General features: G+C 59.7%; 22 protein-coding genes. 2 read left to right on the top strand and 20 right to left on the bottom strand.

The features are described from left to right. Window positions 1-61: 61 nt before the first annotated feature. Window positions 62-2,359 (bottom strand): sensor domain-containing diguanylate cyclase, encoded by a 2,298-nt coding sequence (locus ACZ495_RS09035; protein WP_072312291.1) that lies wholly within the window; start codon window positions 2,357-2,359, stop codon window positions 62-64. A gap of 206 nt (window positions 2,360-2,565) precedes the next feature. Between ACZ495_RS09035 and trmFO the strand changes: the two genes are divergently transcribed. Continuing rightward, entirely contained in the window at window positions 2,566-3,933 is a 1,368-nt protein-coding gene (trmFO, locus tag ACZ495_RS09030; RefSeq protein ID WP_012624149.1) for a methylenetetrahydrofolate--tRNA-(uracil(54)-C(5))-methyltransferase (FADH(2)-oxidizing) TrmFO, read from the top strand. A 269-nt stretch (window positions 3,934-4,202) separates the two neighbouring features. Here trmFO and ACZ495_RS09025 read toward each other — a convergent pair whose 3' ends face one another. Further along, on the bottom strand, window positions 4,203-5,132 hold the full coding sequence (locus ACZ495_RS09025) for a DMT family transporter (RefSeq protein WP_394026327.1): 930 nt from the start codon (window positions 5,130-5,132) through the stop codon (window positions 4,203-4,205). Between the two features lie 388 nt (window positions 5,133-5,520). Next, on the bottom strand, window positions 5,521-6,009 hold the full coding sequence (locus ACZ495_RS09020; protein ID WP_394027789.1) for a septal ring lytic transglycosylase RlpA family protein: 489 nt from the start codon (window positions 6,007-6,009) through the stop codon (window positions 5,521-5,523). Between ACZ495_RS09020 and ACZ495_RS09015 the strand changes: the two genes are divergently transcribed. Further along, entirely contained in the window at window positions 5,972-6,388 is a 417-nt protein-coding gene (locus ACZ495_RS09015; protein ID WP_394027834.1) for a hypothetical protein, read from the top strand. The two genes, ACZ495_RS09020 and ACZ495_RS09015, sit on opposite strands and share 38 nt — an antisense overlap. Window positions 6,389-7,212: 824 nt before the next feature. On the opposite strand, the gene tsaB is transcribed toward ACZ495_RS09015, so the two are convergent. From tsaB to fliD, 17 genes are all read right to left on the bottom strand, one after another. Next, window positions 7,213-8,094 carry a tRNA (adenosine(37)-N6)-threonylcarbamoyltransferase complex dimerization subunit type 1 TsaB gene (gene tsaB, locus ACZ495_RS09010; RefSeq protein WP_464262105.1) on the bottom strand — a complete coding sequence of 294 codons (882 nt, stop codon included), beginning with the start codon at window positions 8,092-8,094 and terminating at the stop codon, window positions 7,213-7,215. Further along, window positions 8,091-9,281 carry a M50 family metallopeptidase gene (locus ACZ495_RS09005; protein WP_012624153.1) on the bottom strand — a complete coding sequence of 397 codons (1,191 nt, stop codon included), beginning with the start codon at window positions 9,279-9,281 and terminating at the stop codon, window positions 8,091-8,093. Before ACZ495_RS09005 ends, tsaB begins: the two co-directional genes overlap by 4 nt. Further along, the gene (gene dxr / locus ACZ495_RS09000; RefSeq protein WP_012624154.1) at window positions 9,275-10,606 is read right to left on the bottom strand and encodes a 1-deoxy-D-xylulose-5-phosphate reductoisomerase; all 1,332 of its coding nucleotides are present in this window, start codon (window positions 10,604-10,606) and stop codon (window positions 9,275-9,277) included. Before dxr ends, ACZ495_RS09005 begins: the two co-directional genes overlap by 7 nt. Window positions 10,607-10,985: 379 nt before the next feature. After that, window positions 10,986-11,804 (bottom strand): phosphatidate cytidylyltransferase, encoded by an 819-nt coding sequence (locus ACZ495_RS08995; protein ID WP_012624155.1) that lies wholly within the window; start codon window positions 11,802-11,804, stop codon window positions 10,986-10,988. Further along, window positions 11,794-12,471 carry a polyprenyl diphosphate synthase gene (gene uppS / locus ACZ495_RS08990; protein ID WP_232088791.1) on the bottom strand — a complete coding sequence of 226 codons (678 nt, stop codon included), beginning with the start codon at window positions 12,469-12,471 and terminating at the stop codon, window positions 11,794-11,796. The genes ACZ495_RS08995 and uppS overlap by 11 nt, the downstream gene beginning before the upstream one ends. Window positions 12,472-12,781: 310 nt before the next feature. Next, on the bottom strand, window positions 12,782-13,342 hold the full coding sequence (frr, locus tag ACZ495_RS08985) for a ribosome recycling factor (protein ID WP_012624157.1): 561 nt from the start codon (window positions 13,340-13,342) through the stop codon (window positions 12,782-12,784). 236 nt (window positions 13,343-13,578) lie between these two features. Beyond that, complete coding sequence (gene pyrH, locus ACZ495_RS08980) at window positions 13,579-14,292, bottom strand: UMP kinase (RefSeq protein WP_012624158.1); 714 nt, start codon at window positions 14,290-14,292, stop codon at window positions 13,579-13,581. 141 nt (window positions 14,293-14,433) lie between these two features. Next, a complete protein-coding gene (locus ACZ495_RS08975; RefSeq protein ID WP_012624159.1) occupies window positions 14,434-14,817 on the bottom strand; it encodes a DUF4911 domain-containing protein in 384 nt (127 codons plus the stop codon). Next, window positions 14,817-15,167: an AzlD domain-containing protein gene (locus ACZ495_RS08970; RefSeq protein WP_464262104.1), complete on the bottom strand. Its 351-nt coding sequence runs from the start codon at window positions 15,165-15,167 to the stop codon at window positions 14,817-14,819. Before ACZ495_RS08970 ends, ACZ495_RS08975 begins: the two co-directional genes overlap by 1 nt. Continuing rightward, window positions 15,164-15,910 (bottom strand): AzlC family ABC transporter permease, encoded by a 747-nt coding sequence (locus ACZ495_RS08965; RefSeq protein WP_296983878.1) that lies wholly within the window; start codon window positions 15,908-15,910, stop codon window positions 15,164-15,166. The genes ACZ495_RS08970 and ACZ495_RS08965 overlap by 4 nt, the downstream gene beginning before the upstream one ends. Window positions 15,911-15,981: 71 nt before the next feature. Next, window positions 15,982-16,518, bottom strand: a complete 537-nt coding sequence (locus ACZ495_RS08960; RefSeq protein ID WP_012624162.1) for an HPP family protein — start codon at window positions 16,516-16,518, stop codon at window positions 15,982-15,984. A 195-nt stretch (window positions 16,519-16,713) separates the two neighbouring features. After that, on the bottom strand, window positions 16,714-18,030 hold the full coding sequence (locus ACZ495_RS08955) for a 4Fe-4S binding protein (RefSeq protein ID WP_464262103.1): 1,317 nt from the start codon (window positions 18,028-18,030) through the stop codon (window positions 16,714-16,716). 151 nt (window positions 18,031-18,181) lie between these two features. Then, window positions 18,182-18,643 carry a pyridoxamine 5'-phosphate oxidase family protein gene (locus ACZ495_RS08950; RefSeq protein WP_012624164.1) on the bottom strand — a complete coding sequence of 154 codons (462 nt, stop codon included), beginning with the start codon at window positions 18,641-18,643 and terminating at the stop codon, window positions 18,182-18,184. Then, window positions 18,624-19,166 (bottom strand): flavodoxin family protein, encoded by a 543-nt coding sequence (locus ACZ495_RS08945; protein WP_012624165.1) that lies wholly within the window; start codon window positions 19,164-19,166, stop codon window positions 18,624-18,626. The genes ACZ495_RS08950 and ACZ495_RS08945 overlap by 20 nt, the downstream gene beginning before the upstream one ends. A 91-nt stretch (window positions 19,167-19,257) precedes the next feature. Next, entirely contained in the window at window positions 19,258-19,992 is a 735-nt protein-coding gene (locus ACZ495_RS08940) for a Crp/Fnr family transcriptional regulator (protein ID WP_012624166.1), read from the bottom strand. Between the two features lie 320 nt (window positions 19,993-20,312). After that, complete coding sequence (gene fliS / locus ACZ495_RS08935) at window positions 20,313-21,059, bottom strand: flagellar export chaperone FliS (RefSeq protein ID WP_464262102.1); 747 nt, start codon at window positions 21,057-21,059, stop codon at window positions 20,313-20,315. A 53-nt stretch (window positions 21,060-21,112) separates the two neighbouring features. Continuing rightward, window positions 21,113-24,190 (bottom strand): flagellar filament capping protein FliD, encoded by a 3,078-nt coding sequence (gene fliD / locus ACZ495_RS08930; RefSeq protein WP_072312305.1) that lies wholly within the window; start codon window positions 24,188-24,190, stop codon window positions 21,113-21,115. Window positions 24,191-24,207 lie beyond the last annotated feature (17 nt).

The following is a 24,207-nucleotide window of genomic DNA, read 5'->3' as shown; positions in this document are numbered from 1 at the left end:
TTGTGCGATGCTCTGTGCGATGTCCTGCGTGGTACCTTGCAGCATGGGCATTTGCCCGGCATCATTGCTCTTCGGGAAAAAGGGAATCGTGAGCGCTTTTTTGTTCCCCGGCGGTCAGTTCCGCATAAAAAACGCACTGGTTGCGGCCCCGTCTTTTGGCCTCATAGGTGGCCATGTCGGCATGTTTGTAGAGTTCCGAAAAATCATGCCCGTCAGTGGGGTGGCAGGACACTCCCACGCTGGCGGTAAGGGGCTGGTCGTCTTCCCCCTGTCCGCAATGAAGCCGCAATTGCCTGACGAGGGTTGCGGCTCTTTCGTGTATTTTGGAAAGCGGCATGGTTTCGGTGCAGAAGACAAGAAATTCATCGCCGCCCACACGGCCCACAATATCACTGCTGCGGAAGTTACGGCGGATGATCTGGGCCATCTGGTAAATGGCCTTGTCACCCACGGTATGGCCAAACCTGTCGTTGATGCTCTTGAAGTTGTCAAAATCTATCATGAACATGGCGTAAATGCCGATACTGGAGCCGTTGTGCAGGCTCAGAAACCGCGAAATGGCCTGTTCTGTGGCGCGTTTGTTGTACATGCCTGTGGCGCTGTCGCGCGTGGCCTGGGTGCGCAGGCGCAGTTCCAGCGTTTTTTGCCGGTCTATATCGGTAATGATGCCGATAAAATATATGGGCTTGCCCTGGGCGCTGATGAGGCTTGAGGCCTCAATGCGGTACCAGTGGTACAGGCCGCTGGCATCGCGCAGGCGCAGTTCAACCTGTTTTTTATGTTCGTGCATGTCCTGATGTACGCGCTTTTGAAAATCTTCAAGCAGTTCGTGGTCTTCTGCATGCACGGGAATGCGCCCCTGTTCCGGATTCGGCTCAAGAATGTTGAACACGTGACCGAAGGTCTGCATCCATTTTGCAGAACAGGAGAAGTTGCCGGTAATAAGATTCTGCTCAAAGATAATAATATCATGCTGCTCCAGAATGAACTGGTAGCGCTCGTCGGAAATCCGTTTGGCCTGTGCGGCCTCTTTATTTTGGGTAATGTCAAAAACGATGCTCTGGATATACGTTTGCCCTGGTCCGGCCTGCACCGGAGACCCCTTGTGGTACAGCCAGATAAGAGCGCCGTTTTTGGCGCTGGTGCGGTATTCCACATCAATGGGAATGCCAGCTTCCAGTTGCTGCTGCATGGTGCGGAGGGCGTTTTCCCGGTCAGGCTCAAAAATGGACAGGGCAAAATCCTTGCCGAAGCGTTGCTCGAACTCGTCTTTGCGGTACCCCAGCATCTTGAGAAAATTGGGGCTGATAAACTGGAATGTGCCGTGCAGCCCGCCGAATTTGATGACACCGCCGGATATGCTTGCAATGATGGAGCGGTAGTCTTCCTGCTGGCGGTGGATGGTGCGGTGGTAGCTTTGCATGACGCCGATGATGAGAACCAGCAGCAGCCCGGCCAGGATGGACAGCCGCCAGGCCAGCGTGGTGGTAATGTCGTTCTGCCTGTCCACCAGATGCTTCACCACTTCTTCCGGCAGCAGCGAAACCACCTGCCAGCCATATTGCTGTAGCGGCACGTGCGTCACGTAGTAGGAGTGGTGGTCGTCTTTTATCAGGCAGTCTGTTTTCCGCTGACAGTCCGGCCCGGGCCTGATATCGGAAAAAATGGTCAGCAGGTGTTCACGCAGTGAGGTGGGCAGCCCTTTTTCCGCCATTTGCGGAAACAGCCTGTCCAGACTGCCCGGCGGCGCGGCCGAGAACAGCAGGCGCCCGTTGCCGTCGAAAACCATGTTACAGGTTTTATCGCCAAATGCCCTGGTAAACAGGCTTTTTTTCATCGGCTCGTCTTCAAGTTCGCCGATGAGAACAGCCACAATTTCCTTGTTTCGCTGTATGGGCAGCGCTACGGCAAGCTTGCTGCCCTTGCCGTCAGGCACGGCGGCAATATTGGCTGTTCCGGCCAGGGCACGTTCGAACAGGCTTTTTTTGCTGTTCTGTTCAATATCAATGGGTAGCCCCGTCATGGAGCAAAAGCCCTGGCCGTCCGGGCTGATGATGGCAAACCTTTTCAGGCCGGCGGCACGCAGCAGCGGGGCATAATGCAGCACACAGTCTTTGCGGGGCAGGCAGTCCTCTTTAGCCAGAAAACCGGTAATGCCTTGCAATTCAGTCAGTTTGTTGTCAATGCTGTGTTCAAAGTCGTCGGCCACACGCAGGCTCACTTCGGCAAGCCGGGTAGTGATGTCCTGTGACAGATGGCGTGTTGTTTCCACGGTGTATTCGCGCACCACTATGAGCAGCGCGGTGAATAACATCGCGAGAACAACGATAGCTATGAAGGTTTTGGACGACTTGACCATGCGTTTGCCCGTGTTAGAATAACCTTTTAACAATACGCATTTTGGATGACGAAGGGAAGAGCGCCCTGGGCATGCAAAAAAGCAGTCCGATCATGGCGATCTTTAAGGATAACAACTTCGATATAAAAAATAACATGTTATTGATTATCGCTCTCATACTTGCCAGAAGCCTTTTTTTCTTACACTCTGCCCGCAGAGGAGAATATATGCAAAAATTGTCCATAGCCGTGGTGGGTGGTGGCCTTGCCGGCTGCGAATGCGCGTTGCGCCTGGCCCGCTCCGGACATACGGTGGAGCTTTTTGAACAAAAGCCCCTGTTCCGCTCACCAGCCCACGTCAGCGACCATCTGGCGGAGCTTGTATGCTCCAACTCCCTGCGATCGGACGAACCAACCTCGGGCGTGGGGCTGCTCAAGGCTGAAATGCGTGCCTTGGGCAGCCAGTTTATGGAGGCTGCCGACGCCTGCCGCGTACCTGCTGGCAAGGCCCTTGCCGTAGACCGAGAGGCTTTTGCCCGCAGCATGAGTGAACGTGTTGAGGCCGAAGCAAACATCCGTCTTGTGCGGCAGCAGGTGCAGTCGCTGGACGATGCGGCGCTGGAGCCGTTCAAGGGAGAAGGGCGCGCTGTCATCGTGGCCGCAGGGCCGATGGCGTCCGACGGGCTGTCGGCTTCTCTGGCCGGAGCGCTGGGCGAAAAGCACTGCTATTTTTACGATGCCATAGCTCCTATCATCTGGACGCATTCCTTGAATATGGACATTGTTTTTCGTGCTTCGCGTTATGGGCAGGAAAATGGCGAGGCCGAAGGAGAGGGCGATTACCTGAACTGTCCCATGAGCCGCGAGGAATACGAAGTTTTCTATCAGGCCCTGCTGGACGCTCAAAAGGTGGCCGCGCACGAATTTGAGCAGGAAAAACATTTTGAAGGATGCATGCCGGTGGAAACACTGGCCGAGCGCGGTCACCGCACGCTTACCTTTGGTCCGCTCAAGCCTGTGGGCTTTGTGGACCCGCGCACAGGCCGCCGCCCCTGGGCCATTCTGCAACTACGGGCTGAAAACGCCAACAGCGATACCTGCAACCTTGTGGGCTGCCAGACCAAGCTGACCCAAGGGGAGCAGGCGCGTGTTTTCCGCCTTGTGCCGGGGCTGGAAAAGGCGGAATTTGCCCGCTTCGGCAGCATGCACCGCAATACCTATGTAAACGCGCCGCATGTGCTGGATGCTGACCTGTCCCTCAAGGCGCGGCCGGGCATTTATCTTGCCGGGCAGATTACCGGCGTGGAAGGCTATGTGGAATCCGCCGCCAGCGGCCTGTGGCTTGCCCTCCTGCTGGATGCGCGCGCCCGTGGAATTGATCTGGAGCGCCCCCCGGCGGAAAGCGCCTTTGGGGCTTTGCTCGGGCATCTGCAAACCCCGGCCAAACGGTTTCAGCCTTCCAACGCCCACTTCGGCCTTATGCCGGACCTGGGGGAAAGGGCGCGCAAAAAAGACCGCAAGGCGCTTTATTCGGCCCGGGCGCAAGAAGCATTCGCCCCCTGGCTGCATGAACTGAAGACAGCCGGTTTGGCCTGAGCCTGCCTTGTCTTTGCAGGAAGCGGCCAGCTCCCGGCAGGAATCGGTCCGAAGCACGTCTGAAGTCCGGCCCGGGCCGCCAGTCCTGCCCGAAGTCAGCATGACCGCCTGACGCACAGGCATACTATAGTACCTTATCATTATCATTGTTTACGCCCGGATGCTGTATCGGCATCCGGGCGTTTTTGTTTATACAGAAATTTTGTCAGGCAGTGCAGACGGCGATGCCGCATATGCGGGTAGACAGGGCGGGCGGTGTCACCGGCGGGTCAGCGGCCGGATGCTCCGGGATTGTCACCCGTGCGCCTTGCTTTACGGCGCTCCAGCAGGTGGCGTATGTGGCCGCCAAGCATGACCAGAACCACCGAAACCGCAATAAGGGCCAGTCCTGTAACCAGCGACAGGCTGAACGGCTCGTTGAACACCAGTATGCCCACGACCACTGCGGTAACAGGCTCCAGCACGCCCATCACTGCCGCCAGGGTAGAGCCGATGCGCTGTACGGCCAGGATGAGGGTGTAGTTGGAAAGCACCGCTGTTACTATGGCCAGCAGGGCGGCCAGGGCCAGTTCCTGCCAGCTTTGCAGCAACTGGAAGCTGTTTGTTGCCAGCGAGTTTGCCAGCGAGCATAACGCGCCGAAGGCCATTACATAAAAAGTGAGCACAAGGCCCGTCATATTGCTGATGCGGGCTGCGCAAAGGCTGGTGATGTAGATGGCATTGCACAGGGCGGAAGCCAGGGCCAGCGCCAGGCCGAACATGCTCATGTCCGCTACGCTGCCGGGCTGCGCGCCGCCGCTCAGCAGGTATACGCCACTGATGGCCAGAACCACGGCCAGAGCGGTGACCGCGGAAAAACGCTCATGAAAGAAGACAATCATCATGAGCATGACCATTACCGGGTAAGAAAAATGCAGGGTCGCCGCCACGCCGCTCGGCATGTACTTGAACGCCTGCATGAACAGCAGGGCCGCCATGGCGTACATGAGGCTCATGCCCGTCAGTTTGGCAAGGTTGCGGCCCGAGGTATGCAGGCGCTCGCCGCGTAGGAGGAGCAGTATCCCCAGTACAATGGAAGCAATGAAAAAACGGTAAAAAAGTACGGTAGCCGGAGAAAGTCCTCTGGCCATGAGCGGCAGGCTGAAAAGGGGGATAAGCCCGAAGGCTGCCGAAGAGAGCATGCTGTAAAAAAAGCCCATGACATCCTTCTTTGAACATGAGGTGCAAGAGGCTCATACAGAATAAGCACAGGGGTGGCAAGGCCCCCGCTCCGGCGGTGGAAAATGCCTGTCGGCCCGAGCCGGATCGGCCTTTTTGCTGTGGGCAGGCAGGAACTGTTTTTACAGTGCTCCTGTGGACTCTCTTGTCCATAAAACAAACCCCCGGCCCTGTGCGTCATACAGGGGCCGGGGGTGATGCCTGCAGCCTGAACCCGCTCTGCGCGGGCCGGGTGGTCGCAGTATTACGACCGTAGCGAGGCCGTACATAACTGTGCCGCAGGCGCTTGCCTTTGGTGCGGCGCGCCGGGCGACTGAAAAGATTGCCGAAAAATCGGTGCTGCGTGTGCTGCGCTACAGATACAGGCTGCTAGCGGGAGTGCCCCAGTACAACTTCTGCTTCGGGATGGGCCTGGCGCAGGGCCTCATGCATGGCGGCGGCATCCGCAAAGGCACGGAAGGGGCCGATGCGTTCGTCTCCCATGGCGGCATTGTAACGCACATAGTAGGCCTGATCGGCCTGCAGGGGGGTTCCGCTTTCGTCGCTGACCACCTCAAGCTCCACCTTGCCCACGCCACGTGTGCCAAGGTCAAGCTGCTGGGCAGCGGCAAAAGAAAGGTCAATGATGCGGCCGCGCACAAAGGGGCCGCGGTCTGTCACGCAAACCATGACGCTCTTGCCGTTCTCCTGGTCGGTCACACGCACGACAGTGCCCATGGGCAGAGTACGGTGGGCAGCGGTGAAGGTGTACATGTCGTAGTTAAGGCCGCTGGCTGTGGCGCCGCCGTGAAAGTCGCGGCCGTACCAGGATGCTTTGCCGGTGAAAACTTCGCTTTGCTGGGCGCGTTTGAGCCATATGTCGCGGCTGTCAACGCTTTGTTCGGATACGGCTTTGCTTTTGGCAGAAGACTTTGCTGCCTTGCCGCTTTTGGCAGTTTTAGCCGCTTTGCCGGACTGGCTGGTTTTAACAGCTTTTTTATTCTTTTCAGACTTGGCGGGGCGCGCTTGGGATGATTTTTTTACAGCTTTGGAGGCGCCGGATGAGGATGCGTTTGAAGAGAGTTCAGCGGAAGGAGCGCTTGCAGAAGCCGCGTCGGCTTTCATGGGGGCGGCCAATAGCATACATGCGACCGCGACCGCCAGCATGGAAGGCCAGCGTGAATACTTCATGATCATTCCTTGGTTACAGTTCGAGGCTGTCCGGCGGATGCCGGGCGGACCACGCCCGTGGTCCTGACCCCGGAGACTCTCCAATGACGGTGGAAGCGCCTTGCGCTCCTGACCGGTCCGTCTCGTTGGGGGATGCCTTTTCTTGATAGGGGAATATACCGTAATAAAAACTTCGGTGTCAAACTGACAAAGATATGTAATTCAAGTTGTTATCAGCAAATTTTTTCTAGACAAATGCTAGAGTACTGTAAATAGAATGTAGTATATTGTTTTGCATGTTTGCAGGGTGAAGCAAAAATACCTCTCCGCGCGCCAAGCGGAAAAGAAGAATCCAGCCGGAAAATGTGGGCGGCAACAGAAAAAGCTACCCGGCCGACGCTACTGTTCGGGCAGCTTCCAGGCAGATCTCGTTGTGTGTGCGCTGTGCGCTGCACTGCTGTCTGCGAATATGGGTAGCAACTGCATGTGGATTGGGGATGCAGAAAAATGCCCAGCGGCGTGGTGAAAGGGTGCGCAGCTGGCTGTGTGCGGGGAGCCGCCTGCGGGCGCGGCCCAAACGAAGTGTGTGAGAGCGCGGTAAACTGGTAGCTGCTTCAGAGCATTTTCATTTTAAAGATGCTCTGGCGGCTGCGTGAACGAACGCCTGCTGTGGAGTGCAAGTATAATTTACTTGCGTGGCTAGGCGCCGGCGGGATGTATAACTCACCTGGAGAACGCACATTCGCGCGGGAAGAAGACTCGACAAGGATTTGTCTCCAAATTCTTGTCGCCAGATGCTTGTAGGACGGCTTTGCCGACCGTTAAGCAATCATTTGAAGCCGTAATTACTCTAAACCCGTAGGGTACATGTTGCCAGCTTTGAGAACATGCATTCTCAAAGGATAAATCGTCCTATATGTCACTGCGGGGCGGCCGTTGCAGCAGCAGTTCCAGGGCAGCGGAGGCGGTTTCGCTTGTAAGCCCCTGACGCGGAGCCAGCTGGGGCAGATTTTCAACCGCATCGCAGGGGCGCACATAGAAAGGTTCCAGGTCGGCATTGGCATAGTCGCCGTGCCGGGCAAGCAGGCACAGGGACTGGATGTCGGGGTTTACCAGGTCATCCAGTGCCGTGACCGGCGCGTTTTCGGTGTCGGCGCAGTACTGGCTGCCGTCCGGGGAGGGGCGCAGGGGATCCAGCGAGGAGAATACCGCGGCATTCCGGGCAAGCCCGCTGCCGCAGGCCCACACTATGCGGCTGCCTGCGGGAACCCCCTGGGGCAGGGGGGCTGTGCGGCTGTCCAGAATGCGGGCAAGGGCTTCGTGCGGCGTGCACAGGTCTACCGGAGCCAGCGGCTGCGCGGGAATCATCGGCCCGTAGGACAAAAAAAACTGGCAATGCACGAGGCTGCGCCGTGCATGGGTAATCGCCCACACGGGCGCGCCGAAAAGAAGCTGGCGGCGCTGTACGGCCGTGGTGGCAAGGGCCTGCATATAATCCAGCCCGGCCAGCCCGGCCCTTCCGCCCCTGCGCAGGGCGGCCGCCGTAGCCAGTACAAGCCGTATGCCCGTAAAGGAACCCGGGCCGCGTACGCAGGCCAGCCGCCTGAAAACAGCGGGTTTTATGCCCAGGGCGGTGCAGATGTTTTCCAGCGCCGGGGCCAGGATTTCCGTGGCGCGGTCAGCTCTGCGCCATTCCTGGGCGCAGAGCAGTTTTTCGTCATCCGTGACAATGATCTGCAACACGCCCTCGGCCGCATTGAGAATAAGCTCAAGCCCGGTGGAATATGCGCTCATGATCCGCTCCCGAACCAGCCGGCCCCCTTTACTATGCGCCAGATGTCATTGTAGGTGGCCAGCAGCATGAGTGTGACCAGCAGGGCCAGCCCGGCCCGCATGGCATAGTCCTGCACCCTGGCGTTGACCGGGCGGCGGAAGATCATTTCCCACAGGCAAAAGACGATCTGGCCGCCGTCAAGCACGGGAATGGGCAGGAGGTTGAGTACCCCGAGGTTGATGCTGATAAGCGCGGCCAGGGCCAGCAGCCCGGCCATGCCTTCATGGGCCTGTTTGCCCACCATCTGCATGATCATGATGGGACCGCCCACCTGATCAAGGGGAACCACCCGTTCAACCAGCTTTACAAAACTTTTCCAGGTCAGGGCAAGCATGTTTGAAGTCTGGCTTGCCCCGGCCACAGCAGCGCCCCAGAAGCCGTGCTCCACAAGGCGTACAGCGCCGGTATTGCGTATCCCCACAAGCCAGGCTTTTTCATCCTCACCGAATATGGTTTTGCGCACGGCCATTTCAGGCCTGATTTCCACCGTCAGCAGGCTTGCGGGCGCGATGGCGTCGCCGTTGGCCGCTGTCTGGGCATGGCTGCCTTGCGCGGTGGCGCCTTCATCCGCCTGGGGAGCGACGCTTTCCGCCCTGTGGGGCCGCTTGAGCTTCACGAGCATGGCCTGCCCGTCGCTGGCGGCAATGGCGCGGGTCATGTCTTCCCAATCCACAATGGGCTGACCATTGATGCTCACGATGGTGTCGCCGGCCTCAACGCCGGCTCTGGCGGCGGGGCCGTCCTCCACAAGGCCGCCCACCTGGGGCAGCAACTGGGGCGTGCCCCAGCCGAAAGCCAGTATCCAGCACAGCAGCCAGGCCAGCAGCATGTTGGCTACAGGGCCGGCAGCCACCACCAGCAGGCGTTGCCACGCGGGGCGCAGAGAAAAACTTTCTTCACGGGTAAAGCCCTCGGGCAGTTCGCTGTCGTCCTGTTCGCCCACCAGGGCCACGTAGCCGCCCAGGGGAATCAGGGACAGGGCATACTCTGTTTTGCCCCATTTGCGTTTGAGAATTTTGGGTCCGAAACCAAGGGAAAAAGTGGAAACACCCATGCCGAATCCACGGGCCACGGCAAAATGCCCCAGCTCGTGAAAAAAGATGAGGCCGCCAAGAACAAGGGTGACTGCTATAATGGTCGTCAGCATGCGGATTCTCCGTCGCGGGCCAGCTTGCGCACCAGCTCGCGGCTCTGGCTGTCAAGCTGCGTGATGCGCTCCGCCAGGGTATGGGCCTCGCTTTGCAGGGCGGCCATACCGGCCGGGGCCGGGGGCATATCCTGATGCAGCGGGGCGCAGAAAGACTGATTGCCGGGTTCTGTGGCGCTGTGCGCCGTCAGAGCCGCTTCTATCAGCCGGGGGATGTCAAGAAAGGCGCAGCCGCCTTCAAGAAAAAGTTCCACGGCGGCCTCGTTGGCCGCATTCATGACTACACAACGCCCTCCACGCAAGGCGAGAGAACGGCGGGCCAGTTCAAGACAGGGAAAAACGCCGCTGTCCGGTTCGTGAAAGGTGAGGGCCGCGGCGGTAAGGTCAAGGGGCGGCACGCCCACAGGCAGACAGCGCGGCCACAGCAGGCAGTTGGCGATGGCAAGGCGCATGTCCGCTGTGCCAAGCTGTGCCAGTTGGGTTCCGTCCTCCAGTTCCACCAGCGAATGGATGACGGACTGGGGGTGCACCAGCACTTTTATGCGCTCGGGAGCCGCGCCGTAGAGGTGATATGCCTCAATGACCTCAAGCCCCTTGTTCATGAGGGTGGCCGAATCGATGCTTATTTTTGCGCCCATGCTCCAGTTGGGATGCTTGAGGGCCTGGGCCGGTGTGATGTGGCGCAGGTCTTCGAGTGACCGGCCACGGAAAGGGCCGCCGCTGGCAGTGAGAATGAGGCGGCGCACTTCCTGCCCGCGCCCTGCGAGGCATTGAAATATGGCGTTATGCTCTGAGTCCACAGGTAGTACGACGGCTCCCGTGCGGGCGCAGATGCGGCGCACCAGATCGCCTGCCAGCACAAGGGATTCCTTGTTGGCAAGGCAGATGATCTTGCCCGCCAGGGCGGCGGCCAGGGTTCCGGCAAGTCCGGCGGCGCCCACCTGTGCCGACAGCACCGTGCGGGCCTCGGGCAGGGCGGCAAGTTCGGCATAGCCTTCACGCCCGGTCAGGATGCGGGGGGAATAGCCGGAAGGCAGCAGGGCCTTGAGTCTGGCGGCGGCATCTTCATCAAGCACTGCGAGGTGCGAAGGGCGCCAGCGGTTGGCCTGTTTTGCCAGCAGTTCCACCTGGCGGGCGCAGGCCAGCCCCTCAACGCGGAAGGCCTGTGGGTGGCTTTCAACAACAGCGAGGGCACTGCAGCCAATGGACCCCGTGGAGCCGAGAATGACCAGACTGCGCGGCCATGTATCGCGCCACGCGTCGTCCGGCGGACCGGAGATATAGTCTATGGAAGGGCCGCCCTGACCCGGCCAGAGATGTGCCATGTCTGCATCCTGTGGGTGCCGCCGTGTAGAAATGCTGTTTTATGGGCAGGCGGCTTGCCCATAAGAAAAAATAGGTACGCTGGCAAAAAAATCAAGCGGCCCCGGCAGGGGCCGCCTGAAATGGCGCACCTTCGGCCGGAAACCACAAAGATGACAACACGCGGAACCGGGCGTCAGCCGTGCAAAATATCTGCCCTGCTCCGTCTGTTGCCCGTGGTTGCAAAATCCTGGACGGCGCTGCCCGGTGCAACCGCAGCTTGTCATTGCCCTGACGGATGCACGGGCAGGCATCCGCCGCAAAGGCGCATGCGCTGTGTGTGCGGTCAAGCGTTAGCGTCAACGCCGGAAAAATGTTGCGAATGTATCTTTCCGGCATGCTCTAAAAGAAAAAGAACCACTGGTCCACAACTGCCACCATAGGCATGGCAAAGAGCAGGCTGTCTGCCCTGTCCAGCACGCCGCCGTGTCCCGGCAGGAGGTGCCCGGAATCTTTTACATTGACCGAACGCTTGAGGGCCGACTCAAAAAGATCGCCCACCTGGGCAAAGGCGTTGACCGCAATACCCAGAAGAGCAAAGGACAGCCAGCCTGTTTTGCCGTAAAGCTCGCCGTAAATGGCGCAAAAGATTACGCAGGCCACCAGGCTGCCTACAGCGCCTTCGGAGCTTTTCTTGGGGCTGACGCGGGGCCAGAGCTTGTGATGCCCGAAGCGGGTACCCACAAAATAGGCGGCAGTGTCGGAAATAGCCACGGCAGCGATGACGAAGATGAGTTTGGTGGTGGAAAGATAGGTGGCCGGCAGAAGCAGCAGGGGGACATAGGCCAGCCCGGCCATGAAGATACCGCTGGACACAAAGGCATTATCCTCTTCAACAACGTCCCAGCGAAAGAGAAAGCTCATGGCCGACAGGACAAAGCCCGCGCCAAGGCACACCAGGGCGTCCTGCGGGCGGTTCATCCAGGTGAGGCAAAGCATGCCCCAGCCCAGGCCGATGGCGCATACACGGCTGGTGATGCGCCCCTTGGGACCCCAGAAAAGAGAATAGAATTCCCACAGACCCAGGGCCGACACCAGCAGAATGACGAACAGCAGGGGCCAGCCCCGCAGCCAGAGCACCAGCAACAGCACTGCGGCCAGCAATACGCCGGTTATGATGCGGCGGATGTCGATGGGATTGGCGGTGGGTTCAATGGGCATCTATTTGCTCCTGTGTTTTGCCAAAGCGGCGCGACCGCGCGGCGTAAGCTTCCAGGGCCAGACGCAGTTGCGCGGCGTCAAAATCTGGCCAGGCCACCTGGGTAAAGTACAACTCACTGTAAGCGCACTGGTACAGCAGGTAGTTGCTCAGGCGCTGCTCGCCGCTGGTACGGATGAGCAGGTCCGGATCGGGCTGTCCCGCGGTATAAAGGCGCTGTGCCAGGCTTTCTTCAGTAATATCTTCGGGCCGTGCACCGTCATGCAGAAAAGAGCGCATGGCGCGCACCAGTTCTGCCCGCGAACCATAATTGAGTGCCAGGTTCAAAACCATATGCGGGCCGTCGGCCGTGCGTTTTATGGCGTGGCGCAGGGCAGTGCGCTGTGCCAGCGGCAGGCCGTCCAGATCACCCAGCACCCTGAGGGCGATGCCCTGTTCTTCAAGGCGCGGCAGTTCCCGGCGCAGAAATTCCAGCAATAGTGAGAACAGGGCGCTTATTTCCGCCTTGGGGCGGTTCCAGTTTTCACTGGAGAACGTATAGAGCGTCAGGTGGCGTATGCCCAGCCTGCGGCACTCTGTAACCACGGCGCGCACGGCCTCGGCCCCTGCCTTGTGCCCTGCCTCGCGCGGCAGGTTTCGGGCCTGTGCCCAGCGGCCGTTACCGTCCATAATGATCGCCAGATGAACAGGCAACTGCGTGACCGGCAGGTCACCGGCGTGGCCGCTTTCCCGGCCATCGTCAGCTGCGGGTTGTGCGGCGGTTGCTCCGGCGGCTGTGGCGTCCGCCTGTGTGCAGGGCTTCTGCCCCGGCAGGAGAGTGTCGTGTGGGGTCATACTGCTCAGCCTGTATAAAAATGCTGCCCGGGCCAGCGGCGCGGATTCTCAGGCAAAAAACACACCGCTGCCAGAACGCGCCGCCCCCGCCCCGCTGTAGCAGAAACGCGGCGGGCGGCGGCACGTGGCGGATGAGCCGCCACGGCTATATTTCCATAATTTCCTTTTCCTTGGCAGCGCAACGCTTGTCCACTTCGGCCACATATTTGTCGGTAAGCTTCTGCACATCGTCAGTGGCGCGCTTTTGTTCGTCTTCGGTAATGGTCTTTTCTTTTTCCAGCTTTTTCAAGCTGTCGTTGGCGTCGCGGCGCACGTTGCGCACGGCTACCTTGCCTTCTTCACTGTATTTACGCGCGACCTTGCTCAGTTCTTTGCGGCGTTCTTCAGTGAGGGGGGGCATGACAATGCGGATCAGCTTGCCGTCATTGACAGGCGTAAGGCCGAGGTCAGACTTGAGAATAGCTTTTTCTATCAGGGCAATACCGCCCTTGTCCCAGGGCTGGATGGTCAGGGTGCGGCTGTCGGGCACAGCGATGGAGGCCATCTGGCTGATGGGGGTGGGGGTGCCGTAATAGTCGGCCTTTATGCCGTCCACAAGGGCGGTGGTGGCGCGGCCGGTGCGCAGTTTGGCAAAGTCGCGGTCAAGAGCGGCAAGGGCTTTTTCCATGCGGTCTTCGGCATCAAGAAGGATGCTGTCGATATCCATAAATTATTCTCCTTGGGGCTGCGGCCTGCGGCCTGTTCCTTTGGGGATGGCGCTGCGCCTCCCTTTGCGAAAAAATCCGGAACGGTCTGACGCTGAAAAAGCCAGACCGCCCGGCACGGTTGCAAATTTCAGGTTTGCCTGTGCTTGCGGGGCCTCGTCCGTTTTTCCGGGCGGATATGCGCCTGCCCGCAGCCGGGTTTTCCGCAGCAATGCGACAAACATGACGCACATCTGCATCAGCAGTTGCGCACGATGGTCCCCACCGGTTCGCCCATGACGGCACGCTGGATGTCGCCGCCGAACATGCGGCAGACAATGATGGGCACATTGTTGTCGCGCACCAGGGCAAAGGCCGTGGCATCCATGACGCCCAGGTGACGGGCCAGGGTTTCATCGTAGCTGATGGTGTCAAACTTTACGGCATCGCTGTGCTTGGTGGGATCTTTGTCGTAGATGCCGTCAACCTTGGTGGCCTTGATGATGGCATCACACTTGAGTTCCATGCCGCGCAGCACTGCCGTGGTATCGGTGGTGAAATAGGGATTGCCCGTTCCGGCGGCACAGATGACCACACGGCCTTTTTCCATATGGCGCAGGGCGCGGCGGCGAATGAAGGGCTCGCACACTTCCTGCATGGTGATGGCCGAAAGCACGCGGGTGGGATAGCCTTGTTTTTCCAGCATATCCTGTACGGCCAGGGCGTTCAGCACCGTAGCCAGCATGCCCATATAGTCTGCCGATGAACGCTCCATACCTTTGGCCGAGCCGGAAAGCCCGCGAAAAATATTGCCGCCGCCGATTACCAGGGCCATTTCCACACCCATGGCAAGCACCGTGCCGATTTCGCGGCATATTTCCGCCACGGTGTCGGGATTGATACCGGTCTTGTTGGACCCCGCAAGGGCTTCGCCGCTCAGTTTGAGCAGAACTCGCTTGTATGTCAGTGACATGTATCCGCCTTCATCTGGATGGGAGGCCCGTATGAGGGCCGTTGTGCTGTGGAGCGCCGCAGTACGCGGGCGTGAAAAAACGGGACCGGGCCTCCCCGGGCCCGTTCTCCCGCAACAGGGCTTTCATAACAGAAAATGTGGCTATCTCAAAGCATTTTTGCGGCCCTGCGGCCGGGGGGCAAAGGGCCATTCCAGCAGCTCAAAGGGCAGGCTGCAAGACATTTCTGCAAGCGCCCGGCGCGTCTCTTTTTCCAGATGCGGCGAAAAAATGATTTTAAGCAGGGCGGTTTTGGGTTCAAGCACAGTGAAGTAGGCCGTGTGGTCGTAAGCCTCAAGCAGAAAACGGAAAAGGGCTGTGTGCTGCGGTGCCAGGCGCACAAGCAGGCGGCCGCTGTGCCGGGGGGCCGCCAGGGCGGGAGCCGGCTTGCGCCGCCTGCGCAGGGTGGGGAGGTTGTGCGGGGGGCTGCTTTCTTTACTGTCCGGCGTGATGTGCCCGGTGTCCGGAGCGGGCGTGCGCGCGTCCATCAGTACAACCCCGAATAGCGGGCCAGAATGACTAGGCCGATGCCCACAACAATGGTCAGAAAGTAGTTTTTGCTCCACCACGCCACCACAAGAGCGGGCAGGGCCGCCATGAGAAAGAGGTTGGACGGCCCGGCATTGAACGAGCCTTCGTAAATGAAAACATCCGGCCCTACCAGTGCGGCCATGACTGCCACGGGTACAAAGGAAAGCCAGTGCCGGAGCAGCGGGGGCAGGTTGTCCCCTTTGAGAAAGGTAACGGGCAGGACTTTGGGCAGCAGGGTCACCAGGGTGCTGCCCAGGATGCACAGGATGAGGCCCGTGTTGGTATCAAGCCAGCCGGGTTCGTTCATGAGTGTACCTCATCAGACTTCGCGGGTGTGCGGGAACGCGCGTTTTTCTTGTCCCGGTACAGCAGCAGTGCCGTACCCAGGCTTGCGCCCGCCACAGTGGCAACAGCAATATTCCACTGGCTCATGCCCGCGCTTTTGAGGGCAATGGACAGGCTCATGGTGAAAAGGGCCACCAGAATATGCAGGCGGCTTACGCACTGCGGAACCAGCAGGGCCAGAAACATGGCCGTAAGCGCGTAATCAAGGCCGAGCGGCTTTACGTCGCTGACCAGTTCGCCGCAAAAAGCGCCGATGGCGCTGCCGCCTACCCAGGCAAGCTGCGTGGTCTGGTTGCAGACAAAGAGCGTGGTGAGGTTGCGCTGCCAGCCGTTCTGAAAAGCTGTGATATGAACGGCAAAGGTTTCGTCCGTGAGGCCCAGCCCCAGCAGGAAACGCTGCATGCGGGGCAGGCCGGCCAGCCAGGGTGATTCTGCGGCCGACTGGAGCAGGTAACGCAGGTTGACGATAAAAACCGCCGCCATGATGGACAGTGCGCCCGCTCCCGCTCCCCACATGCTTGCAAAGACAAACTGGCCCGAACCGGAAAACATGAGTACCGCCATGGCCACAGCCAGGGAGGGGGGGATGTTGTTTTTGACCGCCAGCACGCCAAAGGCAAAGCCTACAGGGGTATACCCGAGAACAATGGGCAGTGCACGGCGCAGCCCCTCCGCCAGGGGGGATGCGGGGGAAATGCTCGACATGTTGCAAACCTCACCAGATGCCGGAAAAGAAAATGGCTACCCTTTTTGGTGCGGTGTGGCAAGTCGGCACTTCACCACCAGAATGTGGGATACTTTTTGCCGGCGGCAAGGTTGTTGGCTGCAAGGGCCAGCAAAAGCATGCATACGGCCCCGGCGGCGCAAGGCAGCAGCACGTACCAGTACCCCATGCCGTGTATGCCCGGCCCGCCGATAACGGCAATAAGGGCCGTGGCACCGCCCGGCGGGTGCAGGGTCTGTGTCATGTGCATGAGGGCAATGGCCGTGGAAACGGCCAGCGCCGAAGCAAGAACCGGGTCTGCCCCCAGCATGGCCTGGCTGCTTACGCCCACAATGGCCGAAAGCACGTGCCCGCCCACGAGGTTGCGCGGCTGGGCCAGCGGGCTGTGCGGCGCGCCGAAGGCCAGAACCGCCGAAGCCCCGAAAGAACCGATCAGCAGGGGCAGGTTCCATTCCTGGGCGCAAACTTTTTCCAGCAGGGCCAGGCAGGCTACTGAAAGGCTGCTTCCGGCCCAGGCCCAGAAAATTTCGCTCCAGCCGGCGCGAGGCTGGGATGGGCTTGTGCCGATGCGTTTCAGAAGACGTGTCATTGTTCATCCTTGGGGCATGTTGATTTTGACAAATATTCGTTCAAGATTTTTACGGCGCGGCTTCGGCATTCAGGGCAGTCGATACTGAAAATGTTCTGTCGTACAGATCGTTTCAGCTTGTTATTCGCCGCGCACAGTTGCCTGTGCATCCCCCGGGCGATGGTAAAATTGCCCTGCGGGGCTGCCTCTGCCATGTCAGATGCGGGCCATGAACAGAAAGGCCGCGTGCAGCCCGGCCAGCAGTGCAAGAAAAACAGTTCCGGCCCAGTTCCGGCTGCCGGTTTTGCCAAGCCATGTCAGCGCCAGAGCGCCCTTGGGGCAGACATGGATACAGTCGCGGCACAAATGGCAGGTGTTGGCGGCAATGCCTTTTTCAAGAGCCGCTTCGTTCATGGCGTCCTGCCTGCACGCCCGCACGCAGGCCATGCAGTCACAGCAGTCGCCCACACGGCGCACGCGCCAGGGGGCGGCGCGGCCCAGCCATTGCGCCAGAAGCCCCAGAGGACATATGCCCCGGCAATAGGCGGCGTATCCCCGGGCGCGGCTGAACAGCAGGGCGCAGGGGACAAGCAGAAGCCCCAGCAGCAGGCCGCAGGCCAGAGCCGCGGCCGCAGACGTTCCCGCAAGGCGCAGGCCCAGTGCCGTCAACAGGGTGAGGGCAAGCATGCCCAGGCGCAGACGCGGCAGCCAGCGCGGGGCGGGGCGGGATTTCGTGTTTGCCGCCGCTGTGGCGTCCCATATGCCGAAATAGCAGAGCTGGCTGCACCATGCCGCGCCCGCCAGCAGGGTGGACAGGCCGAAAAGGCCCAGCATGAACCAGCCTCCGCCCCGGTAGACAGGCCCGGCCGCGATCAGGCCGGGAACGGGCAAGTGAAGACTGCCCGTGAGCAGAAAACGGCTTTCCACTGCCAGTCCGAGCACAAGCTGCCCGAAAAACACCAGAGAAAACAGCCGCCAGAGCCGCATGCGGGCCTGTGACGCCATGCTCCGGTCGCCAAGCCAGCCCGCCGCCAGTGTGGCCCACAGGGCGGCCAGCGTGATCTGCACCAGCCCCCCTTGGGGAATAAAGCGTTCCAGCAGCAAGAGTTGCGGATTCATAAACCAGGCAGGCAGCAGAAGAGCCAGGCATACGCTCATGGCTCCCAGTTGCGCGGCAGCGGTGTCTTCGCGGCGGCAATAACGCTGCTGCGCCTTTTGCCCCAGAAGAAGCAGGGCCGCCAGAACCGTAAGCAGTGCCACAGACAGGAGGATGGCTGCCAGGCGCTGCCAGGGTTGTTCCATCAATTGCCGTATCTGCACAAACTGGCCTGTGGTCCATATCCAGCGGGCAGCCAGAAGGGGCAGCCCCAGAAGCAGAAACTGCCGCACCCACGCAAGGCGCGTCCAGGCCAGCAGGGCGGCAAGCACACAGGCCGTGGCCAGGGAAGCCCAGCCAGCCCGCCAGAAGTGCGCCGCAGCCAGGGCAAGAGCCAGAAAACTTGGCAATGGAATAAGACGGGAAGCTCCGCTCATATCAGACTTCCTTTAAAATCAGTGTGTTAAAAAATGTTTACATTTCCGGCCAGGGGCGGCTACGGGCAGCGCATATCGCTGCTGGCGGCCTGCCCGTCTTGCCCGGGTGATGTCGCGGCGGCCGCAGGCCCCGCTTTGGCGCTCCGTCTTTTCAGGCCGCGCCGGACGGCTGCCTGCGTTTACCGACCAGCTCTTCAATATCAATACGCACGATGCCGGTGCGCCGTATGCTGGCAGATGGAGCGGGCTGCGGGCACAAGGCCGCATAGCGGACGGCAATGGCATCGAGCGCGCGACCTTTTTCGGCCTCGTCTTCAACAATGCGGGCAAGCCCCTTGCCGCAGAGCGATTTGAAGTACGTGGTGGATTTTTCGCGGTGTATGGTTACGTCCGCAATGATGGTAAAGGCCACACGGGGATTCTGCCGGATACAGTCCAGCTTGTGCCCCTCAAGAGCGCAGTGGATGTAGATGACCTGCCCCAGGCGGGCGAAATTCAGCGGCAGCACATAGGGGTAGTCTCCGTCATGCATGGCGAGAAAGATTTCGTCGGCTGCGGCGAAGACTTCATCGAAAAAGGCCGGATCATTACATTCACGATTTTTCTTGCGCATAGGTGGCTCCTTGTTGATGGAAGACGGCGGCCGCCGCTTCCAGGCAGTGCCGCCAGGACTGTCCGGCGGCCTGCAAATCTTCTCCGTCGGGGTGGCGGGCGGCTTCCTGCAGCCGCGCCAGCCGGGCCGGAGTCATCGGGTGGGTACCCTTGCGCTGTGAAGCGGCAATGACCCGGGGATTGACCTTGCCCTGGCATAAAAAGCCGTCCAGCACGGTATTGCCGTTTTCTTGCAGCAGGGCCTCGGCGGCCTGTGCGCAACGCAGGGCATGCGCCGACTGGGGCCAGGCCCCAAGTGTGCCGAAGTAGAAAACAGGCTTGCCGTATATGCGGCGCATGTAGCGCTGGGCGCGGGCATCGGGCTGGCCTTTGCGCACCCAGAAACCCACGGCCAGGCAGTCGTAATCCGCAGGGTCGGGAGCATGACGCACGGAGTGGCAGGGCAGGCCGGTGGCTGCCCCGATGGCCTCGGCCACCTTGCGGGTATTGCCCGTGCAGGAAGAGTAGACAATGCAGACGCGCATAGTTGCCCTTTACGGATTTTCAGCTTTGAAAAAATGTTGTTTCGCGGTGTGAAGGCCGTTGCCCCGGCGCTTGCCGCGCGCATGAACAGCTCTAGCCTTGCGCCCGCAGTTTCAGGGCTTCGTGGTCCAGCAGGGTGATGCTGCGCCGCTGATGCTCTATGATGCCTGCGGCCGAAAGGGCCGAAAGTTCGCGGCTGAGGCTCTCCCGGCTGATGCCCATGAGGCGGGCCAGAATTTCTTGTGTAACACCAAGGCGCAGTGTGGCGCTCTTTTCCATTTTTGCCCGGTGCAAAAGCCATGCGGCCACGCGCCCGGCCACGGATATGCGCCCCTGTGAACCGGCAATTTTGGTAATAAGCAGGCGCTGGCGCAGGCTCATGGCCCCCAGAAGGCTGACGGCCAGCGGAGCATTGTTTTCAAGGGTGTGCAGAAACGCGCGCCTGTTCAGGCTCAGCACGGTGGTGTGCTGCAGAGCCACGGCTGAAATGGGCAGCCCCCCCTCATAAAAAAGTACGCCCGCGTCGATAAATTTGCCGGAATGCACGAGGTGGAGCACACATTCCTTGCCCTGGCTGCTGTGGCGGCACAGTTTGACCAGACCAGAAAGCAGCAGCATGGCGTCTGCGCTTTCGTCGCCTTCCTGAAAAAGCGCCACGCCGGGAGCAAAGCTTTGCAGGCGGGCGTGCCGGGCAAGCACATCCCTTTCGTGATGGTTCAGGCCCGCCAGCAGGCCGGTACACAGGGCATCGGCCACGGTGGGGGCGGCTTGCAGGCTTTCTTCGTTCATAAGAGAATCCGTGTTGGCGGCATATTGTCGGTTTGTCATAGTACAATCTCCCGGGCTTTCGGCTTCAGGAATGCCGGACTTCGGAGGCGGTACGGCAGCAGCCGAAACCTTCCGGTGTACGCGCGCGGCAGCGGCAGTGTACCGGCCACTGGTTCAGTGTACAACACAAAAACCCCCCGCAATCTGTGACTGTAGTCACAATTGCGGGGGATATGCATTTTAATGTTCCGGGCAGAACGGCACACGTCCCGAAGGTCGCCCTGCTGCCGCTGCCGCCCTTGTGTCCTTGCGGCGGAGCATTGTTTTGCACCTGCCGGACAGGTGAAATGTCCTGGATGCAGTACCTGCCCCGCCGGAGCCTATTCCTGAGGCGTGGTTTTGCCGTAAGCGCCCGGCAGACGGCCGGGCGCAAAGCCTGCGCCCGCAGGGGGCATCTGGCTCATGGCCTGGTCAAAGGCCTGCACATGCGCCCGGGGCGCTGCTGCGGGCTGACTGGCATCGGCACCGGTTGCCGGGACCGCTGCCGCAGCCGGAGCCGCCGGTGCAGGGGAATAGCCGGGAATGGCGGGTTGCGCCACGGCCTGCGGCTGGAAGGGCATGGCATTGCGCCCGTAGGCAGCCTGAGCCTGGGCGCGGGGAATCGGCATGCCCTGATGCTGCATGAGGGGCTGGGCTGTTTTGGTTACCGAGCCGGTGGGCTGCATGCGGCTGGCAATATCTGCTGCGGCCTTGCGCGCCTCGGGGGTTTCGATGATCTGGGCGTAGGCCCCGCGCAGGCCTGAAAGAATGCTCTCCACGCTGTCGAGCGATTCCATATCCATTTTCAGGTTGGCGCGCAGCAAGCGCGCTGTGCAGAGCAGGTACAGGTTGTTGAGGTTAACGGCCAGACTGCCGCCCCTGTCCATATTGAGTGATGCGGCAAGTTCGTTAACGATGTCGATAACCTTTGAAATCATGATGCCTTTGCCCGCAAAGTCCTTGGCGATCATCTTGGTGCGGGCCTGCTGGATGTATTTGAGGGCGCCGTCATAGAGCATGAGCAGAAGCTGCCCCTGGTCAGTGGTGCCGATTTTGGTCTGAAAGTAGGCGTGCGCCGCTTTGTTCATGTTTCTGTCCTTGTGGCGTGCGTGTTTTTATAGCGTACCGCGCTTGAAACGTGCTAGCTCTTGCTGCTGTTGTTCATCTTGGCAATCTGTGACTCAAGCTGTTTTTGCATGGTTCCATAGTTGTTCAGCAGGGTTTCCAGATTGGCGAAATATTTTTTTTGCCGCGATTCCCAGAGGGCCAGCCGGCTTTGTTCTTTGCCGATCTTTTTATCGATATTTTCCATGATGGTCTTGTAGTTGTCACGCAGGACCATCAGTGCGCCGTTCTGCGACTTGAGGGCAATGGCGTCGGCGGTTTTGGCCGGGTCTGTGCCGGACATTTTCACATCATTGAATACCAGCTCGCTTTTCAGAAAGCTGTTTACCGACTGCACCAGACCTTCTTTGATGCGCACCTGGCCTGTATGTTCGCCTTCGCTCAGGTCGTCAATCAGAATGGCAAGACCGCGCCCATCGCCTGAAGCCACGCTGTAATAGTAGCCGGGCATGCTTGTATCGCGCTTGGCCTCCACACCGCCCACCATGACTTTTTCAATATTGCCGTGCGCATCGACAGTATACGTTACATCATATGAGCCGGCTTTGGTAATGCCGGGAACATGGCTGCCGTAGCGGAAATCCGGTGACGTGGTGGTTCCTGTGCCTTCGGTGCAGAAAAAATCCACCACGGCTTCCAGGTTATTGGTGATCATGTCGTTATAGTTTTCCTGGTCCATCTGCTGCAGGGCGGCAATGGAGGACGAGGGCGCTATTTCCAGCAGGCCGAACTTGTCGCTGGCCTCATTGTTGTTCACCTTGATGCCCAGGTTGGCCAGGTTGGCGAGCACATCGCCGGAAAGCACGTCTTCAGCGCTGGTGCGGCTTTTGAAGCCCGGAGGCGATCCGGTCAACAGGCTGTTGAAGCGTGATTTGAAAAGCTGCACCCCATAGTTGCCCTGCAAAAGCCCGCCTTTTTCCGCAGTAAGCTGCGACGGGCTGTAGTTGTCGTTGTCGGCCAGCTTGGGGTCGTTGGTTGTGGTGGCCTTGTCTTTGTCAAAGCTTGTGAACTCGCGGATGGTCAGCAGGACAGAGTTTACGGCATCCAGAAATGTCTGGATGGATTTTTCCACCGAGGTGATGTCGGTGCTGATATTGATGCGCGCCTGCCCCTTGTCCTGCAGGGTAAAGACCACTCCTTCAATGACATCGCTGACCGTATTGGTGGCGGATTCCATCTCTACGGGCCAGTTGTCCACGGTAAAACGGGCATTGGTGGACCGCTGGATGTTCCAGTTGGATGATGAGGCCACCTGCCCCTTGATGCCCGGCCCGCTGACTCCCTGCACGTTGGCGACTTCAAGGTAGGCGGGGCCATCGGCCTCGCCGGTCCAGGGGGTGCCGTCCGCTTTTACAAGCTTGGCGGTGGCTCCGGCGGCCTGGGCGGCGGGGTCGCTGTTCAGGGTGGCCTGAATGGCGTTCACCACATCCTGCATGGAGGAGCCGCTGGCTATGGGGCCGACACCGATGGGCGTACCGTCATTAAGAGTGATGGTATAGTTGAGGTCCGGCTGTGGATTGTCCAGCGTGCCGTCCGGGAGCATGCCCGTATTGGTGGTGGTAGTGGCGGTGTTTGCAGTAAGGCCGTCCATGCCGCCGCCTGTTCCCTGGCTGAGGTAGAACTTGACGGTATCATCCAGCGACAGGGAAAGATTGCCGTTGTTTGTGGCAAGGGTTGCCCCGGTTTCTGCGGCAATTTTATCGGCCAGGTCCTGATAGGTGGCGGTATTTGCAATGGCTATGTTTTTTGCAACCCCGTCCTTGCCCACAATGGTGTACGTGAACATGCTGCCGTCGGGATTATTGCCGCCGATGGCCTTGTCCAGCATGTCGGCCTTGAAAACCAGCGCCGTGCTGGCGGATGCAAGGTCGCCTACGCGGTTCCCCATCTGCGCTGCGGTATAGGTGGGGGTATAGGATGCCGCCTGATCGCCGCTGAAGCTTATATTGGTAATATTATCAAGCTTGACGGACCAAACACCGTGTGCGTCCATGCTCATGTCCGCCGACTTCATGCCGGAAGCCTGGGCCATCTGGGCGAGGGCATCGCGCATGGTGGTGCCTGCCTTGATGGTGACCGTGCGCTCGCCGCTCGTGATGCCGTCGTCATACTGCATGGTGACGGTCAGGTCGCTGCTCAGCGTATCGTTGGCTCCGCCGGACGTAAGGGCAACTTTGGTGCTGGCGGGTATGGATTTTTCTGTGGTTGTCGTGTCGCGCTGGTACATGGCGGCCACACCCGTAAGGGTCAGGTTGCCGCTGCTGTCCAGGCTGGCCACGTTGCGCCCTGTCTGGGCGTTTATCTGATCTGCCAGATTCTGGTTGGTCTTGTCGCCGGTAATGGCAACTTTGAATTTTGCGCCGTCCTCCATGATCAGGTCATAGGAGTATTTTGTTGGATTGGTCAGTGATTCTGCAAGATTGAGAGAATTGTTCGTTCTCCATGCCGAGGTGCTGCCCGCAGAGTTCATGCCCACAAGGCCGCTGTCGTGGATGACGAGATCGTTGGCCGCGCCGGTGCTCTTGCCGGCCACCTGAAAAACGTAGCCCGCGCCGGTCTGTACCGTGCTCACCTTGATGCCGGGATTATCGGTGGAATTGTTGACCATGCTGACAAAGGATTCCAGCGTGGTCTTGGGCGGAACCTTTATCTCCTTGGTGACGCCCGCATAGGTGAACTTGAAGTACTGGTCGGTGCCGGTATCGTTGATGATGTCGTTCTTGGAGCTGAATACATGCCCGGTATTGGCCCAAACAGCGTTGTTGGCCGTTTGCAGCACGTTGATGGAGTGCTGCACGTCCTGGGCCGAGGCGTTGGCCACAGCGGTAAGAACATGCTCGTTGCTGGAGGCGACATTCTTGGTGACGAAATTGTTCCGGTTGCTCAGGGTTCCGAGTACGTTGCTGGCGATCTGGATCTGCTCAATGATGGAGCCGAACGCTTCATACCTCAGATTCCAGTCGGACTTCCACGCGGTCAGACGGTTGAGCTGGATGGACTCCACCTTTTTGAGCTTGGCAAGCACGGTATCAAAATCGGTACCCATGTTGCTCAGGCCGGATATGGAGTTTGAGCCGGATATACTGATAGCCATAAGCGCCTCTCATAAAA

The sequence above is a fragment of the Desulfovibrio sp. GTC20076 genome (assembly GCF_055385905.1).
The sequence above is the reverse complement of the archived record's forward strand: the minus strand, read 5'-3'. Positions and strand labels throughout refer to the sequence as shown.

Coding starts and splice junctions, on each gene's coding strand:
- ACZ495_RS09035 (WP_072312291.1), bottom strand. CDS start 2,359: ATGGTCAAGTCGTCCAAAACCTTCATAGCTATCGTTGTTCTCGCGATG.
- trmFO (WP_012624149.1), top strand. CDS start 2,566: ATGCAAAAATTGTCCATAGCCGTGGTGGGTGGTGGCCTTGCCGGCTGC.
- ACZ495_RS09025 (WP_394026327.1), bottom strand. CDS start 5,132: ATGGGCTTTTTTTACAGCATGCTCTCTTCGGCAGCCTTCGGGCTTATC.
- tsaB (WP_464262105.1), bottom strand. CDS start 8,094: ATGAGCGCATATTCCACCGGGCTTGAGCTTATTCTCAATGCGGCCGAG.
- ACZ495_RS09005 (WP_012624153.1), bottom strand. CDS start 9,281: ATGCTGACGACCATTATAGCAGTCACCCTTGTTCTTGGCGGCCTCATC.
- dxr (WP_012624154.1), bottom strand. CDS start 10,606: ATGGCACATCTCTGGCCGGGTCAGGGCGGCCCTTCCATAGACTATATC.
- ACZ495_RS08995 (WP_012624155.1), bottom strand. CDS start 11,804: ATGCCCATTGAACCCACCGCCAATCCCATCGACATCCGCCGCATCATA.
- uppS (WP_232088791.1), bottom strand. CDS start 12,471: ATGGACGGTAACGGCCGCTGGGCACAGGCCCGAAACCTGCCGCGCGAG.
- frr (WP_012624157.1), bottom strand. CDS start 13,342: ATGGATATCGACAGCATCCTTCTTGATGCCGAAGACCGCATGGAAAAA.
- pyrH (WP_012624158.1), bottom strand. CDS start 14,292: ATGTCACTGACATACAAGCGAGTTCTGCTCAAACTGAGCGGCGAAGCC.
- ACZ495_RS08975 (WP_012624159.1), bottom strand. CDS start 14,817: ATGGACGCGCGCACGCCCGCTCCGGACACCGGGCACATCACGCCGGAC.
- ACZ495_RS08970 (WP_464262104.1), bottom strand. CDS start 15,167: ATGAACGAACCCGGCTGGCTTGATACCAACACGGGCCTCATCCTGTGC.
- ACZ495_RS08965 (WP_296983878.1), bottom strand. CDS start 15,910: ATGTCGAGCATTTCCCCCGCATCCCCCCTGGCGGAGGGGCTGCGCCGT.
- ACZ495_RS08960 (WP_012624162.1), bottom strand. CDS start 16,518: ATGACACGTCTTCTGAAACGCATCGGCACAAGCCCATCCCAGCCTCGC.
- ACZ495_RS08955 (WP_464262103.1), bottom strand. CDS start 18,030: ATGAGCGGAGCTTCCCGTCTTATTCCATTGCCAAGTTTTCTGGCTCTT.
- ACZ495_RS08950 (WP_012624164.1), bottom strand. CDS start 18,643: ATGCGCAAGAAAAATCGTGAATGTAATGATCCGGCCTTTTTCGATGAA.
- ACZ495_RS08945 (WP_012624165.1), bottom strand. CDS start 19,166: ATGCGCGTCTGCATTGTCTACTCTTCCTGCACGGGCAATACCCGCAAG.
- ACZ495_RS08940 (WP_012624166.1), bottom strand. CDS start 19,992: ATGACAAACCGACAATATGCCGCCAACACGGATTCTCTTATGAACGAA.
- fliS (WP_464262102.1), bottom strand. CDS start 21,059: ATGAACAAAGCGGCGCACGCCTACTTTCAGACCAAAATCGGCACCACT.
- fliD (WP_072312305.1), bottom strand. CDS start 24,190: ATGGCTATCAGTATATCCGGCTCAAACTCCATATCCGGCCTGAGCAAC.